This is a genomic window from Phocaeicola oris (genome assembly GCF_021295095.1).
In the GTDB taxonomy this organism is placed as follows: Bacteria; Bacteroidota; Bacteroidia; order Bacteroidales; family Bacteroidaceae; genus Phocaeicola; species Phocaeicola oris.
In genome coordinates, this window is the sequence record NZ_JAJLQX010000013.1 from 26,039 (window position 1) to 42,378 (window position 16,340).

16 protein-coding genes are annotated in these 16,340 nt (G+C 38.8%); 11 read left to right on the forward strand and 5 right to left on the reverse strand.

The annotated features are described in order from the left end of the window. Window positions 1-2 precede the first annotated feature (2 nt). Complete coding sequence (gene rsfS / locus LO761_RS07790) at window positions 3-362, reverse strand: ribosome silencing factor (RefSeq protein WP_272817727.1); 360 nt, start codon at window positions 360-362, stop codon at window positions 3-5. A gap of 530 nt (window positions 363-892) precedes the next feature. On the opposite strand from rsfS, the gene LO761_RS07795 reads away from it, so the two are divergent. The 6 genes from LO761_RS07795 to LO761_RS07820 all read left to right on the forward strand — a co-directional run bounded on the left by LO761_RS07795 (window position 893) and on the right by LO761_RS07820 (window position 5,705). Then, window positions 893-1,285, forward strand: coding sequence for an ISAon1 family transposase N-terminal region protein (locus LO761_RS07795; RefSeq protein ID WP_407951552.1), 393 nt, complete (start codon window positions 893-895; stop codon window positions 1,283-1,285). An 81-nt stretch (window positions 1,286-1,366) separates the two neighbouring features. Further along, entirely contained in the window at window positions 1,367-1,600 is a 234-nt protein-coding gene (locus tag LO761_RS07800; protein WP_272817789.1) for a hypothetical protein, read from the forward strand. A 446-nt stretch (window positions 1,601-2,046) separates the two neighbouring features. Further along, window positions 2,047-2,490, forward strand: coding sequence for a PqqD family protein (locus tag LO761_RS07805; protein ID WP_272817729.1), 444 nt, complete (start codon window positions 2,047-2,049; stop codon window positions 2,488-2,490). 17 nt (window positions 2,491-2,507) lie between these two features. Then, complete coding sequence (locus LO761_RS07810) at window positions 2,508-2,930, forward strand: hypothetical protein (protein ID WP_272817730.1); 423 nt, start codon at window positions 2,508-2,510, stop codon at window positions 2,928-2,930. A 363-nt stretch (window positions 2,931-3,293) separates the two neighbouring features. Continuing rightward, window positions 3,294-4,235 carry an NAD(P)H-dependent flavin oxidoreductase gene (locus LO761_RS07815; RefSeq protein ID WP_272817731.1) on the forward strand — a complete coding sequence of 314 codons (942 nt, stop codon included), beginning with the start codon at window positions 3,294-3,296 and terminating at the stop codon, window positions 4,233-4,235. Between the two features lie 219 nt (window positions 4,236-4,454). Next, window positions 4,455-5,705, forward strand: coding sequence for a 3-keto-disaccharide hydrolase (locus LO761_RS07820; protein WP_272817732.1), 1,251 nt, complete (start codon window positions 4,455-4,457; stop codon window positions 5,703-5,705). 464 nt (window positions 5,706-6,169) lie between these two features. Here LO761_RS07820 and LO761_RS07825 read toward each other — a convergent pair whose 3' ends face one another. Further along, window positions 6,170-8,473, reverse strand: a complete 2,304-nt coding sequence (locus LO761_RS07825) for a glycoside hydrolase family 20 protein (RefSeq protein ID WP_272817733.1) — start codon at window positions 8,471-8,473, stop codon at window positions 6,170-6,172. A 178-nt stretch (window positions 8,474-8,651) separates the two neighbouring features. On the opposite strand from LO761_RS07825, the gene LO761_RS07830 reads away from it, so the two are divergent. Genes LO761_RS07830 through LO761_RS07850 form a run of 5 tightly spaced genes read left to right on the forward strand, consistent with a single transcriptional unit; the run spans window position 8,652 to window position 13,163 of the window. Then, window positions 8,652-9,296: a PASTA domain-containing protein gene (locus LO761_RS07830; RefSeq protein ID WP_272817734.1), complete on the forward strand. Its 645-nt coding sequence runs from the start codon at window positions 8,652-8,654 to the stop codon at window positions 9,294-9,296. 14 nt (window positions 9,297-9,310) lie between these two features. Next, window positions 9,311-10,381, forward strand: coding sequence for an RluA family pseudouridine synthase (locus LO761_RS07835; protein WP_272817735.1), 1,071 nt, complete (start codon window positions 9,311-9,313; stop codon window positions 10,379-10,381). Further along, window positions 10,378-11,358, forward strand: a complete 981-nt coding sequence (locus LO761_RS07840) for a D-alanine--D-alanine ligase (protein ID WP_272817736.1) — start codon at window positions 10,378-10,380, stop codon at window positions 11,356-11,358. Before LO761_RS07835 ends, LO761_RS07840 begins: the two co-directional genes overlap by 4 nt. 3 nt (window positions 11,359-11,361) lie before the next feature. Beyond that, a complete protein-coding gene (locus tag LO761_RS07845; RefSeq protein ID WP_272817737.1) occupies window positions 11,362-12,513 on the forward strand; it encodes an acyltransferase in 1,152 nt (383 codons plus the stop codon). Further along, the gene (locus tag LO761_RS07850; protein WP_272817738.1) at window positions 12,510-13,163 is read left to right on the forward strand and encodes a NigD1/NigD2 family lipoprotein; all 654 of its coding nucleotides are present in this window, start codon (window positions 12,510-12,512) and stop codon (window positions 13,161-13,163) included. Before LO761_RS07845 ends, LO761_RS07850 begins: the two co-directional genes overlap by 4 nt. Here LO761_RS07850 and ccsA read toward each other — a convergent pair whose 3' ends face one another. Genes ccsA through nrfA form a run of 3 tightly spaced genes read right to left on the reverse strand, consistent with a single transcriptional unit; the run spans window position 13,164 to window position 16,338 of the window. Continuing rightward, window positions 13,164-13,946 (reverse strand): cytochrome c biogenesis protein CcsA, encoded by a 783-nt coding sequence (gene ccsA / locus LO761_RS07855; protein WP_272817739.1) that lies wholly within the window; start codon window positions 13,944-13,946, stop codon window positions 13,164-13,166. Then, window positions 13,943-14,848, reverse strand: a complete 906-nt coding sequence (locus LO761_RS07860) for a cytochrome c biogenesis protein ResB (protein ID WP_272817740.1) — start codon at window positions 14,846-14,848, stop codon at window positions 13,943-13,945. The genes ccsA and LO761_RS07860 overlap by 4 nt, the downstream gene beginning before the upstream one ends. Further along, window positions 14,848-16,338, reverse strand: coding sequence for an ammonia-forming cytochrome c nitrite reductase (gene nrfA, locus LO761_RS07865; protein WP_272817741.1), 1,491 nt, complete (start codon window positions 16,336-16,338; stop codon window positions 14,848-14,850). The genes LO761_RS07860 and nrfA overlap by 1 nt, the downstream gene beginning before the upstream one ends. Window positions 16,339-16,340: the final 2 nt, after the last annotated feature.

Genomic DNA, 16,340 nt, shown 5'->3' on the forward strand with positions numbered 1-16,340 from the left:
AATTAATCTACATCGGGAATGTTTGTCAACTGGGCATCTGCCCAAAGGTGTTCCAAATTATAAAAGTCACGGGCTTCAGGAAGGAATATGTGAACCAATATGTTTCCGTAATCCATTCCTACCCATTGAGCGTTTCTTAATCCGTCTATAGATACAGGTTTATCACCTATGTTTTTTAAAACCTGATCGTAAACAGATTCAGTTAATGCGCTTACTTGTGAAGGAGAGTTTCCTTGACAAATGATGAAATAGTCACAGATTGTTCCGTCCATACCTCGTAAGTCGGCAATTACAATCCCTTTACCTTTCTTTTCTTGAATTCCGTTTTTAATTGAATCGATTAATTTATTTGCTTCACTCATTCTAAAATGAATAATGTTTTTTCTTTTAAACCACAAAGATACTCGCTTTTCTTTGTTCTACGAAAAATAGTGTCAGAAAACAGATTTTTTTTTTATTTTTTAGAGTTTTACTGTTTTAAAAACAAAACGAGAGGAGAAAAGTTTTTGATAATTTCCTTTTGTAACTTAACGAGAATTCGATGAAAAACAGAGAGGTTATGCAAGATGTACGAAGGTAGAATACGGTCTTATAGCGTGTTGGTGAGGTGTTTTTTCCTTTTTGTTTGATTCATTAATATTGTCATAAAGAGATGGAGGAAAAGTCATACGTATGAACTGATCAACTCATGCGGATGAATCATCCAATTCATGCGGATGACTTGCCAAACTCATACGTATCAGTTGAGTAATTCATACGCATGAACTAAGTAACTCATACATATCACTTTGTCGGATAGTCTTTATTGGTTCACCCGATATTTCATGAGGGGATATGTGCTTCAATAAAATATATTATTTACTTTTGTCGCATGGAAGACAATGGTTTGATAATGTTAGCCCGTATCGTGCTGCCGAAAGAAATGTTGGACAATTTCCTCATAACAGATATTGAGTATGTTGATACAAAATTGAAGTATGATGAGCCGGAGATGCACATTCGTCTTGATGAGAAGATTCATCCCTCGCTTCAGGGAAACTCCCACTTTGAGTCCAAGGGTTTCATAGCTCCAGTCAAGGTGACAGACTTCCCGATCCGGGGCCATAAGGTATTGCTGATTATTCGGCGTCGCAAATGGTTAGACACCCGTACAGGAAAGAGTTTTATACTTCCCTACAGTTTGGTGGCAGAAGGTACCCGCTACTCGAAGGAGTTCGCGACTTTTTTAAAAGATACGAATGGAGAAGTCCCCAGTGACCTGCGCAAGCAGATGGAGGATGCCTGACTCGAAGGCCGTTCCTATGAGCCTTTCCGATATGAAAACAGAAACACGAGGAAGAAACTGCTGGCAAGAAGCCGGCACCTGCTGTTCAAGTCTGGAGAAAAGTGGACGCCATCCCAACGCAAACGGGCAAGGATACTCTTCGCTGAATACCCTGACCTGCAGAAAGCCTATTTCTTGTCACATCTGTCAGTCGCGTTATGCCATCAGCTGCAAGGAGTTTCAACTGGTAACAATTTATCACCATATCATTTCCCTCTTAATAGGAAAGAGGAATCCATGAGTTTTTTCAATATACATTGGCCGTGCTTGTTTTAGTAGCAAATATAGTACAAGTCATTAGCATACACTCCCGAGTATAACATAACACCAAAAAAGACATTGATAACAAAAAAAACAATAATTCAAGATGATTCTTTATTTTTTTCGCAAAGATAATACTTTGAATAGAAAAATTCATATATTTGCAAATAGTTCGAGTGATATGGATGCATATCATATTGAGAACTAATTATTAATAAAGAGCGTTTTGAAATTATCTCCTGCTGAAATCTAGACAATTTCATTCCCAGAGATAATGGCAATACGCTCACGTTCTGGATTATTATGCCCTTCCAGGTATAAATATCTTAGAGCGTGGGCCATTGTTTCATTACCTGGGAAAGGCAGTCTAGAGCCTCAGCGGAGTAATGGAGAATAGTTCCCACGCTTTCTTTTTATTGTTTCTTTCGGGGAACAAAGAAACACAAAATAAAGTCATAGTGATGCAAGATACCCAAGCACATAAGAAAAAGGTTTATTCAAGACCTATTGCACATTTTACGCCTAATACTACCCAAATATCTATTGATTCGTTGGCTACGATGAGCGATAAAGAACTACTATCATTTTACAACCAATGCAAGGAGACGGAGAATGCCAAAATTTACCAAGTGAATCCGGATTTGATTGAACGTCGGATTGGTGATGAATGGATTCTTGTACCCGTTGGAAAGCTTGCTCAAAATTTTAACGGAATGATTACACTGAATAAGTTCAGTCGTTTTCTTTGGGAACAATTCAAACAACCTACCAGTTTGAAAGATGCTATCCATGCGGCAACAGAGCGTTTTGACGGCAATACTTCAATAACAGAACTTGAAGTCAGGCAATTTATAGATGATGCAATAATAAGTCAAATACTTAACGAAATACAACAAAATGTTTAACTTAAAAAGTAATGAATATGAATATACAAAAAGAAAAATGGGGAAGCCCAAGAATTGAAGTACAGAGATTTACTCCACAGGAGTTTATAACTGCATGCTATGTAGTAAAATGCAATGTTAAGAGTTTTAATTATATGTATATGGAAAATGGGAAACAACCAGGTCTTCAAATATCAGGAGAAAATGCTGATGATTTGAAATTTGACACAGGAGGAGTGTCTTACCATGGTTGTGATAAGTTTCACAAAGGTGTCAATAAAAATCCAAGTATAAATGGATATGCTTGTAAAATTGGACCATCATGGTTAGGAGGAACCCATGCTTATAATATACAAAATATCTTCTTATGGGAGCAAGCTTTAGGTGCAGATAGCGATTGGCATGGATGCACAGATCCCACTAATCCGAATTTTGCATATACAAATCCTAATGCATCCTAATTAAGTTCTTTTTAAGCAATTGATTGTTATATAACCAAGAAAGTAAGCAAGAGATATTGGTGAGCATTAATCGCTATAAATGCAATTAATCCCCTTTCTTACACATATACTTTAAAATATCTCATTTGTTTTTACTGCTAAGGTATCCCCAACTACAATGCGATGATTTGATAATCAACAGATTATTGATTCATCGCATTATTTTTCACAGTCAAAAAGTGCTTTGACAATGTCATAACATGTCTTAATTCAATCTCCCCCACATCTACCATAATATAGTAAAATATAAACAAATGAAATTACTTCCATTATTTGCTGAATTAAAGAACTTTTCGGAAATTTGCCCTATATAAATATGTAAGTATGAAAACAAATAGAATAACAGAACTTTTTGGAATCGAATACCCTATTATTCAAGGAGGTATGGTCTGGATAAGCGGCTGGAGATTAGCTTCAGCAGTAAGCAATGCCGGCGGATTAGGTCTGCTCGGTGCCGGAAGTATGCATCCGGAGACTCTTATGGAGCATATTGACAAAATGAAGGCCGCAACGGATAAACCTTGGGGGATAAACCTTCCGTTGATGTACCCTGAAATTGATAAGGTAACAGACATTATCATTCAGAAAGGCGTGAAGATTGTATTTACTTCTGCCGGGAGTCCGAAGAAATACACTGCCAAGTTCCACGAAGCCGGAATAAAAGTGGTACACGTTATATCAAGCAGCAAGTTCGCCTGCAAATGCGAAGAAGCGGGAGTAGATGCCATTGTTGCCGAAGGCTTTGAAGCCGGAGGTCATAATGGAAAGGAAGAAACAACCACACTTACACTCATCCCGCAAGTCCGTCAAGCCACTACCATCCCTTTGATTGCTGCTGGCGGTATTGCCTCCGGCGCAGCTATGCTGGCCGTCCAAGCATTAGGCGCAGAAGGTGTTCAGATAGGTACTTTGTTTGCTTTAAGTCAGGAAAGTTCTGCGTCAGACGCATTTAAGCAACGTTGCATCTCCTTAAACGAAGGTGACACTATGCTGACTCTTAAGAAAATAGCTCCTGCACGACTAGTTAAAAATGCTCTTTATGAGCAAATTGCAGCAGCCGAGAATAGAGGCGCAAGTGCTGATGAGCTCCGTGAGCTGTTAGGAAAAGCAGCATCCAAACGTGGTATTTTTGAAGGTGATACAGAAAATGGAGAATTAGAGATAGGACAAATAGCCTCATCCATCAGAGAGATTAAACCGGTTGCCCAGATTATCAATGAATTAATTGAAGGCTACAACGTTGCGAAAGCAAAGATTTCAGAATAATATTCAACTATAAAATAAAAAAGGAACGTATTTCGTATGATTGAAGTTCTACTACTATCATCAAACGATTAGCATATTCTTTGATTTTTATCATGGGTGTTCTGTACTTGCCTGTCATACATATAACAGTGAAATACATGAGAAAAGTCAAAAAAAGTTTTTCTCTTTCCTATAACTTCCTTACCTTTAACCAAACTTTTTAATTTAATTATCAACAATATGTTAAAACTAAAATCTATTATCACGCTTTCGTTGATTGGTTGCTCTGCTTCTGCTTTTGCCATCAACGCGGACATTGCAAGTCAGGACACCACTATCAACGTAACAAAGACATTGCAATTATATGTTGACAATGCCAAACAACCACTTATTTTAGTGGATGATGTAATCACAAAAGATGTCTCCAATTTAGATATGAGCAATATCGCTTCTATCAAGTTGCTCAACAAGGAGACTCCTATTTCCCATTATGGTAAATCGGGGGCCAACGGTGTTCTCTTAATTACTACAAAAGGTTATGCTGCTGAGCAGGCAAAAATAGCACAGACACCTGAAAACCAACTCCTCTGTTTAAAAGGTCAAATGGAAAAAGCTACTTCCGATAGCCAAAAAGCATCCATTTTGAAAAGCGTCGCGCAGACCGGAACATTCCAATCTTTAATGTATGCCACTCAATATCTTAATGACGCTTCCTTAAAGAATACTGCCGCTGAAGTTGTTAAGGATATTGCTATCAATCATCCGGAATATAATGGCATTAATACACGTTCATACTTAAAGTTAGCTCAAAAGATTCTGAATAATAAGATTGCCACAAAAGAAATCAAGGACTATTTGAAAAAAGTCGGTACCAAAGAAAAAGGATTTGTTTCTATTTTCAACGGAAAAGACCTGACAGGTTGGAAAGGTTTGGTAGAAGACCCTATCAAACGCGCAAAGATGACTCCTAAGGAATTGGCAGAAAAACAAATTAAAGCCGACGAGAATATGCGTAAAGATTGGGCTGTTAAAGACGGTGCTGTCACTTATGTTGGCAGTGGATACGATAACCTTTGCACAGTTAAACAATACGGTAACTTTGAGATGTATGTTGATTGGATTTTAGACTCAAACGGATCAGATCCTGATGCCGGTATCTATCTCCGTGGTACACCACAAGTACAGATTTGGGATGTTACTCGTGTGAATGTGGGTGCTCAGGTTGGTTCCGGCGGACTCTATAATAATCAAAAGAATCCTTCTGCTCCATTGAAGGTAGCAGATAATCCTTTGAATCACTGGAACAGCTTCTATATAAAGATGGTAGGCGACAAAGTTACTGTCAAGCTGAACGGAGTTACGGTAGTCGACAATGTAACATTAGAAAACTATTGGGATCGTTCACAGCCTATTTTCCCGAAAGAGCAGATTGAGTTGCAGGCTCATGGTTCTATTTGTTCATTCAAAAACATTTATATCAAAGAGCTATAATGTACATGAGTCCGATGAATCTAAAATAATACGAACTATGTATCTTTACTTCTTAAACGGAGATACTGCTTTTAGAAAATATCAATTATATAAGCTACTGCTCCGATGCGTACGAAGATGAAAAGTGATACGTATGAGTTGATCGATTCATGCGGATGAGTTGGTTAACTGATGCGGATGAGTTGACAAGTTCATGCGGATGAGTTGACCGATTCATACGGCTCACTTTTACCGGTCATCTTGATGATAAATTTAATGAATCTGACGAAAAGGGAAAAACATCGTTTAAACATTCCATAAAGACGTATTCTTCTTTCGTAGGTTTCTGCATGACCTTTCGGTTATTTCATCGAGCTCTCGTTAATATAAAGCTTAATATCAAAAAATTAAAAGGGTTTAGAAAGCTGTTAACTTTCTAAGCCCTATTTTTTCACACAAATAACGATAGAATACTATAACTAAAATTATTCTACCATGATCTCATCAACATACATGTGAGCTTCCTTTCCCATACGGGCATGTAACTCCGGGCATTTTCCCGAACCTTTAAGAATAATCCGAATATAGCGGGCTGTCCCATTTATAAGAATAGGGAGGTCCTCCACTTCTGTGCCTTCTTTGAATATATCAGCCGTGATATACCGTTGTTCCCCTACTTTCCAATATTGAATGTCATTATCTGACAACAGAATCTTTATAGTTTTTGCCTTATGAACGGCCATACCATGATTATTCATCATTCCAATAGTTACTTTGCTCAGCGATTGACGTTTAAGCAAGTCTATTGTTAGACAGACAGAATCGTTCTGTGTCCAACCGGCCCACTCTCCATCGGTATACTTTATGCTGCCACGAACCCCATTCAACACATGCTGTTCTAATACGTTACTCCGAAGCAAACGGGTTGCAGTCGCCTTATTATATATAATAGGTATAGTGAGCAATTCTCCCATTCTCTTGTCATTCATAAAGGTAGCAGCCTTTACGGTGGTATTTGCTTTCACCATGATAGGACGATTATACAAATCGGAATGAGCAGTAGGTTCTTTTCCATCCATAGTATAATGAATTTCCACATCCGGGCGAATACAGCTAAGTTTTACTTGCAACTGCCCATTTCTCGGAAGCACATCGTGATCTATATTAAACATGGATTTAGCAAAATAGACGCCTTTAACTTTCAGTCGGGTATTAAATACATCCACATTAGTGAGGAAGCTTTTCCAATTCTTCAGTTCCGGAGCTGTCCAAGCGCTCTCAGCCAAAGCCTCCAAACGAGGAAAAAGCAAATACTCCACATCTTCAGGCTTGTTACAAAACTCTGTCCATAAAGAGCCTTGAATTCCCAACAGATTCTTTCGAACACTCATCGACCAGCTACGCTCCACCGGTTCATAATCATATACATCCTTCAGCGTATTATTATTAGCAAAGTAGGTAATCGGTTCAAACCATTGAGGTCCCTGATAACGGTTGAGACACAGAGCTTCTTCCGGAGTCATGATAAACTTATGCCCCTGTCCTCCCGCTTGCTCCCCGGCTTTGCCTAACTCTCTCCAACCGAAGATGACTGCTCCTTCAGGTAATGTATTACGTGTAAGTTCATCCCAGCCCATCATCTCTCGACCTTTACTCCTCAAATATTCATTTACACGACGCATAAAGTAAGTCTGTAAACCGGACACATCATGAATATGTTCTTTCTGCATGCGATCCTGACAAAACGGGCACTTTTGCCAATAAGTAGTATTTACCTCATCTCCACCAATATGAATATAATGTGAAGGAAACAAATCTATCACTTCATCCAAAATATCATTAATAAAAGAAAATACACTGTCATTTCCCGCACAAAAAATAATAGATGTTTGATCACCTCCTAACCCCGGCAATACACCAATGTACTTATCCACAACAGGACAAGCCAGCATAGGATATGCCGCTAAAGCCGCATTCGAATGAGCCGGCATATCAATTTCCGGAATTACCGTTATCTGCCTTTGTCCGGCATAATTAACAATCTCCTTAATATCACTCTGCGAATAAAATCCTATTTCTTTTGTCGATTCTCCCTGCCGTGCGTTTCTTCTATCAGGAAAAGGAATTTCTTTACGTTCTACTCTCCGTGAACCAATTTGCGTCAGTAATGGATACTTTTTTATCTCCAATCTCCAACCGTTACCATCCGTCAGATGCAGATGCAAAGCATTAAGTTTCAAAGAGCCCATAACGTCAATAATACGAAGCAGCTTTTCCTTTGGAAGAAAGTAACGAGCTACATCTATCATTAGTCCTCGATATTTAAAACGGGGATTATCATTAATGATCATGGCCGGTACACTCAATCCTGCTTCTACCTTTCTTGGACTTTCTATTCCGGGAGTCAGCAATTGGCGAATAGTTTGTAATCCATAAAAATACCCTTTATCTGAAGACGCAGTAATCGTTATCTTTGTCTTTGTAATTTCCAAATTATATGCTTCTTCGGCTAACGATACATCCTTCTTAAATACGACATCCCCTTTTTGAGTACCAACCTTTATTTTCGGAGTGAAACCGACAGCCTGAGTAAACAAGTTGGTAAATGTTTCAGCAATCTGTTCTTGTCTTTCATTTTCAACTGCAAAGTCTGTCTTATCTGAGAAAACAAAAAAGCCATCTCCCGGAATAATAATCACCGGCTGTGGAATAATATGCGAAATCGTCTGCGTCCATCCTCCTAATGGTAATAAAAATAATGTAATGATCAATAAAAATAACTTATTCATAAATACTTACTTCTTCCTAAATTAAATGTGAAATAAAGATAAAGAGAAAAATGAATAGCTCCAAGAGAGCAAATACTTTTTAATGGGATATAGGAGTTTTTGAATAGTTATTAAAATTTATGATAGGATTAAAATAGAAAATGTAGTATCTTTACACCCAACTATAAGTAAGTAAAGTATGATATCGTTTAAAGATTTCTTTTCTTTCAAGAACAACCGTTGGTTCTGGATGAATATCATTGGGATGTTAGTCGCAATTATCGTGTTGTTTCTTCTTGTTCTTTCCGGACTGAACTTATATACTCACCATGGAGAAGCTGTAGTAGTTCCTGACGTAAAAGGTATGCTGCTCAATGAAGCTGAACTGAATATCTCAAAAAAAGAATTAAAAACAATTGTTATTGACTCTAACTTCGTCAAAGGTATACCTGTAAATACCATTCTTGAACAAAATCCGATTGCCGGTCAGAAAGTTAAAAAAGGACGTATGATTTATGTAACAATTTGCACCGATAACGAGCCTTTAGTTACTATCCCCGATATTATTGATAACAGTTCATACCGCCAAGCAGAAGCACGTCTTAAAGCTCTTGGATTTTTAGTCGATAATCCTAAAATTGTTGCCGGAGAACGAGATTGGGTTTATGGCTTAAAGATGGGTGAGAGAACATTAATTGCCGGAGAAAAAATTCCACGCGAATCTCTACTTACGCTCGAAATAGGTAGCGGTTCTAATGACGTTCTTACCGATTCCCTAACACAGGATTCTATTCGTCCAGTAAAAGAAAAAGAGACTGAAGCTGCTGATGACGCTTGGTTCTAATCGATAGATGAACTATGGATGAAGAAAGCTTAGACATATTAGATGATTCGTTAGATGACATAGAGCCTGTTGGAGAAAAGCCTACAGAACTGTATGAACATTTCCGGGTTGTTGTTGATAAAGGTCAAGCGTCCATCCGCGTAGATAAGTATCTTGCTGATAAATTTGCCAATATATCAAGAAACCGCATTCAACTGGCTGCTGATGCCGGTATGCTCCGAGCAAATGAAAAACCGGTAAAAAGCAGTTATAAAGTGAAAGGTGGTGACATTCTAACCATTATGATGGATCGTCCCCGCTATGATCACGATATCAAACCGGAAAACATTGCTCTCGATATAGTTTATGAAGATACGGATGTAATTGTTGTCAATAAACCGGCTGGAATGGTAGTCCACCCTGGGTGCGGAAACTATTCCGGAACTATGGTGAATGCTATCGCATGGCATTTAAAAGATAATCCGAAATATGATCCTAATGATCCGAGTGTTGGATTAGTTCACCGTATTGATAAAGATACGTCAGGATTATTAGTGGTTGCTAAAACTCCGGAAGCGAAAACAGATTTAGGGTGGCAATTCTTCAACAAAACCACCAAACGGAAATACATTGCTCTTGTTTGGGGAATCATTGATGAGGATGAAGGAACTATTGAAGGTAATATAGGTCGCAACCCTAAAGACCGAATGCAGATGGCTGTACTGAGCGACCCAACCCAAGGCAAGTATGCAGTCACACATTTTCACGTATTAGAACGCCTTGGATATATAACAAAGGTTGAATGTGTACTCGAAACAGGTAGAACTCACCAGATACGGGTCCACATGAAGCATATCGGACATGTACTATTCAACGACGCCCGCTATGGGGGTGACCAGATTTTAAAAGGAACAAACTTTAGTAAATATAAACAATTTGTAGAAAACTGTTTCAGAATTTGTCCGCGTCAAGCTCTGCATGCCATGACTCTTGGCTTTACCCATCCACGAACAAAGAAAGAGATGTTTTTTACAGCTCCACTACCTGAAGACATATCTAATCTGATTGATAAATGGAGAAACTATATTAGTAACAGAGAAAAATGAAACGAACTATTGCAATAGTTGCCGGAGGTGATTCAAGTGAACTTCCGGTTTCGCTGCGCAGTGCACAGGGGCTTTACTCTTTCATGGATAAAGAGCGTTATGATTTATATATAGTTGAAATGGAAAGTCATCGTTGGGCTGTCCATTTAAATGACGGCAACCTTACTCTTATCGATCGTAATGACTTCAGTTTCACAGAAAACGGAAAAAAGAAGCATTTCGACTTCGCATACATCACTATTCATGGTACACCGGGTGAGAATGGTCTGTTACAAGGCTATTTTGATATGATGGGTATTCCTTATTCTTCATGTAATGTGTTAGTTTCCGCTATCACATTTAATAAGTTTTCATGCAACCAATATTTAAAGAGTTTTGGGGTAAAGATCGCAGATTCAATTTTACTCCGCAAAGGTCAACACATCAGTAATGATGAAGTTATCAAACAGATTGGACTTCCTTGCTTTGTCAAACCAAATGCAGGAGGATCCAGTTATGGAATAACAAAGGTAAAGACCAAAGAAGAAATCCAACCGGCTATTGAGAAAGCTACTCATGAAAGTGCAGAGGTCATCATTGAAGCTTTTATGAAAGGTATGGAATTGACCTGTGGATGCTACAAAACCCACAAAGTTCAACAAGTGTTTCCTATTACAGAAGTTGTCTCACATAATGAATTCTTTGATACCGGTGCTAAATATAACGGAGAAGTGGATGAGATTACTCCTGCCCGTATCAGCAATAATTTGGCTGATCGTATCAGTAAACTCACCTCTTCTATCTATGATATTCTCGGTTGCAACGGTATTATTCGCATTGACTATATAGTAACTGAAGGTGAGGTAATCAACTTGCTCGAAATCAACACTACTCCGGGCATGACTGCCACCAGTTTTATTCCACAACAGGTCCGTGCTGCCGGTTTAGATATCAAAGATGTACTGACAAATATTATTGAAGATAAATTTAACGATTAAATTATGAATATACCAGCAGAATTTGATGAGATTCGCCCGTATGCACCCGAAGAGTTACCTCAAGTATATGAGGAACTAATCGCCGATCCTGCCTTTCAGAAGGTAGCTACCGGCATCATGCCGGTCCCATTTGAGACTATTGCTCAAGAGATGCGATCTTGTACGTCGAATCTGGAGTTTCAAAAGAAATTCTTCTATAACATGATCAAGCAACTGCTGAGTAAACATTCTAAAGGTCTGACAGAAGATTACTCTGCTCTTGATAAGTCTATTTGTCATACTTTTATCTCTAACCATCGTGATATTGTAATGGATCCGGGAATTCTTTGTGTCTCTATGATTGACGCGGGGTTTTCGAATACCACAGAAATAGCTATCGGTGACAATCTTTTCGCTTATCCTTGGATTAAAAAGTTAGTACGCATAGTTAAAGCTTTTATTGTAAAACGCGGTTTAACAGGTAGAACACAATTACAGGCACTGAACACTATGTCGCGTTACATTCACTTTGCTATCACACAAAAACATGAAAATGTATGGATTGCTCAACGTCAGGGAAGAGCTAAAGATTCTAACGATGCTACACAAGAGAGCATTCTGAAGATGTTAAGTATAGGTGGCGAAGGTTCTATTGTTGAGAAACTATCAGAGATTAACATCGTACCGCTCTCCCTATCCTATGAATACGACCCATGCGACTATTTGAAAGCTCGTGAATTACAATTACGCAGAGATAATCCGGATTTCCATAAAACTCCGGGAGAAGATGTACTAAGCATGCGTACCGGTATCTTCGGCTATAAAGGGCATATCCATTTTCAAGCAGCTCCATGTATTAATAAGGAAATCCAAGAGCTGGCTATACAATATCCGAAGAAAACAGACTTTTTCCCTGCCCTTGCAAAACTGATGGACAAACATATTTACTCTTGTTACCACATCTTCCCATCGAATTATATCGCACTCGACTGGATAGAAGGTAGCCAGCACTTTAAAGATAAGTATACGGCCAATGATAAATTAGAATTTGAACAATATATCTACAAGCAATTAACAAAGATTGAGTTGCCAAACAAAGATGAATCATTCTTACTTGAACTATTACTGAAAATGTACGCCAACCCTCTCATCAATTATCTCTCTGTACAAGAATGAAACGGCTATTCCTATATATTTCCCTATGCACGATGTTAGCTGCATGTAGTCATGAAACCGACTATATCTATCCTAATCTTATTACCGAGATACTGGATATGACTACAGATTCCAACGGCACAGCCTCTACATTGATCAAAGACAATGGGACAATCTTCTGTATTAACAACACTATGAAAATTGACGGACTGAGTCCGGATAGTACTTTTCGTATTCTGGCCAAGTATGCTATCAATGATAATAATGGATGTACAGTCTATTCAACTATCCGGTGCATATCTCCTTATCCCATTCCACGCGAAAAGTTCAAGATGACACCTACCGACCCCGTTACTTTTCAAAGCGGATGGGTTTCCGGCAACTATCTAAATGCCAGTATTGTCGTTCGTATGAAGGAACAACTTCATTCTTATCACTTCATTCAAGACAGTATCACCAGTCAGACTGATGGGCATAAATCGCTATACCTCACCTTATTACACTTTAAGAATAATGATGTAGAAGGATATAATAAAACTATTTATCTCTCTGTTCCACTATATTATTATAAAAACATACTAAATCAAGGCGACAAAGTTTACTTTTCCGTTAATACCTATAAAAACGGACTCATTCAAAAAGAATACACCTTTCCTAAGCTATCAGAATAATCAAAGAGTGTAAGTATGCACACTGCCGGCCTGTGCAGATGGCAGATAATTGATGCCCCACCAACACATCTGGAGCAAGATAAAACATACAATAAGCAAAATCAAAGCTTGATGGATACCGCGATTCTTATTCAATCTGTAATGTATATAAGCCAAATAGCCAAACCAAGTTACAGCTGCCCAAGTCTCCTTCGGATCCCATGACCAGTAATGCCCCCAAGCCTCCTTTGCCCATAACGCGCCGAACAGCATGCCGATAGTAAGAAAAGAATAACCTACATATACCAAATTATCGGTAATATCCATCTCTTTATCCGTAGTTGTTTTTTTGAAGAAAAGCAGATAAACAGCCATCAGCGTAGCCGCACCGAACAAAGCATACGAGAACATATAAACGATGACATGAGGAGCGAACCAAGGACTTTGTAATGCCGGCATAAGTGCCTTACTATGTATCTCAGGTTTAAACAAATTGATACAAATAAACACAATAGATAAAATAGTACTGAAACTCAACATCCACTTATAATGCCAGCGACTGTAAACAATAAATCCGGCTAATGAAAGAAATAGACTGTACCACAGGCGTGTCTCACCCATCGTCCGAAGAGGAGGACGCTCCAAGGTAACCCACATAATGATAATGTACAAAGAAAACACTAACACACCTAATAATGTGGCAATATACGCAACCATGCTGTTACCTTTCCAAGCTGCCAACGCGCCTATAATCCAGCAACAAGCAGAAACAAGAGCAAAAATGAAAAAATAATCCCAAATCATAATCTCTTTTTCTTTCTTCGCTGAGCTGTAATAAACAACAGAACAGCCCCTGCAAGCATCATATATATACCAACATAAACCACAGGTAACCACGGATCTTTCACCAATTCAAAAATACTATACCGGCTCATAGGGCCTTTCTCTTGATCATAACCATACTGATAAATAGTCCATCCTCCGATAGTAAAAGGCTTGTTCACTTCAATAGTTGTCTGCACATGTTTACCATCCTTTGTCATAATCTCTACCTCCGAAGCAAAACGTTTCGGCATTTGGTCTCCCTCATATTGCTCCATAATGAACTTGTCTAACTGAACAGCTATAGGCAATTCTTGTATATTATTCCTATTGTCCAATCCACGCCATTCCGGTTGATTCATTTCACAATACATCTTCAACCGTTGCATATCGGCAGATCCTAAAGTACCACACACTAAAATAAGCAAGATGCCTATATGACTTAATAAAGAAGGAACAAAATGCAGTTTAAAATGTAGCACTTGATGGATAGTCGTCTGTGCAACAATAATAGCAACCCATAAATATACCAGCATAAAAGGCCAATACGAAAGCATCTTTGTCAGTCCGATAGGATCAACAGGTTCCTGAAATTCACCCACTTGAATAAATAAACCCATAATAACAGTCAACGTCAATGCATAAAGCAAGGCTGCAACAGCAGCTGATGAAGATGATTGAAAACGGAATGCGTAAATATTATCTCGCAGTCTGTAACCAATGAGCATCAACACGCAAAAGATCGATAAAACTATCACATTAACAGGCCATGCAAATACATTCCAATTGATGGCACCAACAGTTAGTTGTAACATCTCCCCCGTCAAGAGCAATCCTGCGCCAACTATTAGTCCTTCCTTAATAGACCAAGGTTTATTCCACATTAGATTTCAATAAACTTACCTTGTTTCTTTGCATCTTCAATCCACTTAGGAACAACGATATTTATAAATTCCTGTTTCTTCTCTTTCAGATCGTTCATATCCAAGCCTATGTATTCCTGAGCCTTTGCCTTTGTTGATATGTCCGGCAATGGAATCTCACTTGTATATCCGTGCTTAGCAACTACGCGAGCAATCTGTAAACGAGCATCCTTGGCATATTCCATAGCGTCAGCTAATAAACGCATAACTTCCTGAGGAGCATGGAATGCCGCGCCATGGCCGGCTAATGCATAATCCCAACGCCACTGGCTCTTACGGATATCGTTCAAGGCTTTCTCCATTTCAGATTCTGTAGCTCCATTATCCCAAGCAAACTTTGCTTCGATATGAGCGACAGCCAGCTCATGGTCAACTTTCGCGCTGAAGTCATACACTTTTTTCTCACGCTCTATAACATTCTGTTTCAAAGTCTCTGCACTCTGACGATGACACGTCTGACAAGTACGGTCAATGTTTGCCAACGGACTCATAATATGATGATCGGTATATTTCACACCACCTTCACTTATGTAAGGCATGTGACAATCGGCACAACTTACTCCTCGTTGACCGTGAATTCCCTGCTTGAAAATTTCATATCCCGGATGCTGAGCTTTCAGAATCTTTGCCTTTGACAGCGGATGTATATAATCATAAAAACCTAAGCTATCATAATAAATTTCTGCATCTTCACAAGTCAGACCTTTATCTTGAGGGAATTTCAAATACTGGCCGTTCTCTTTCTCAAAATAGTACTCAGTATGGCACTGTGCACAAACCAATGAACGCATTTCCTGATGCCCCGCTTTTTTCACATCCTGCCCCCTACGGCTCCAAGCCTCGTATAAGGCAGGACGTGCAGGGCGTAAATCCATATTGCGTGCATCATGGCAATCAGAGCAGCCAATGGTATTCATCACCTCATTTCCCCAATCACTCCATTTAGCAGCATAGAAATTATTAATACCTTTCTCGCGCATCAGACGAGGAATGTCTGGGCCTTTACAAGTCCAGCATGTACCCGGTTGAATATCATCATCACCACCTATACCAGGGTTACCTGTACGTAATATCTTACGCAAATCTTCTATACAATGCTTGTGTCCACGCGGAGTATTATATCCTCTTGCAAAAGAATATCCAGCCCAAATCACAACGATATCAGGATGTTCCTCCAATACATCAACTTCATTAGAGCTGTTATAGACACTGACGAAGCTCGTATCCTCCGTCATTGCCCAAGTTTGATACTCTCGAGGAAAATCTTCCGCGAATTTTTCATTTTGTGCTACAATGGAATCCGTAAACAGATTTCTTCGATTATTAAACACACTGGCCACTTCAGCCCTACGTTCTAATAAGGAAGAGCAAAGCAATCCAAGAACAAATACAACGGCCATCACAACAAAAAATAACAGCCATCCCTGCCAACGTTTGATTTGATTCGCCATAT